Source organism: Streptomyces recifensis (assembly GCF_002154615.1).
GTDB lineage: Bacteria > Actinomycetota > Actinomycetes > Streptomycetales > Streptomycetaceae > Streptomyces > Streptomyces griseoluteus.
Window position 1 is genome coordinate 1 of record NZ_MUNH01000753.1, and the last position, 560, is coordinate 560.

General features: G+C 74.6%; 1 protein-coding gene and 1 pseudogene. Both read right to left on the reverse strand.

All coding sequences use genetic code 11. From position 1 onward, the window contains the following. Positions 1-260: pseudogene (locus CCN33_RS29290) on the reverse strand (hypothetical protein); the annotation flags it as partial. A gap of 89 nt (positions 261-349) precedes the next feature. Further along, the coding region (locus CCN33_RS29295; RefSeq protein ID WP_086696376.1) for a helix-turn-helix domain-containing protein at positions 350-560 on the reverse strand (211 nt) is incomplete at its 5' end.

Here is a 560-nt window from a genome sequence, read left to right on the forward strand (position 1 = left end):
AGGGCCGCCGTGTGCAGCGCGCGGGCCCGCTCGCGCTCGGCCAGGGCCGGCACGGTTCCGTACGCCGCCGCGAGATCCCGCAGCAGGGCGTCGACCACGTCCCACGGGGGCACCTCACGCCCTTCGCGGCAGGCGCGCATGCCGTCCGGGTCGCGGTGCCGGAAGACCCCGCACCAGCCCGCGTCCTGGTCGAGGCGGGACAGGAGGCCGTCCAGGTAGAACCCGAACTCCCCTGCCACCGCCGTGAGTTGTTCCGCCATCGACCGGCTCCCGCCCGTTCGCCAGCACTGCGGGAGCCAGGCAACACCAGCCGTGTTACGGGCCTGCTACGCACAGTTTGCGGAACGGCTCAGACCGGGACCGGCGCGCAGCGGACGACCAGCTCGTCCATGGAGAGCCCGAGCGCCCGCGCCAGCGCCACGACGGTGAAGAAGGCGGGGGTCGGAGCCCGGCCGGTCTCGATCTTGCGGAGGGTCTCGGCGGAGATGCCGGCGACCGCGGCGACGTCGGTCATGCTCCGCGGGCCGCGCGCCTCGCGCAGCAGCCGGCCGAGCTGTTCG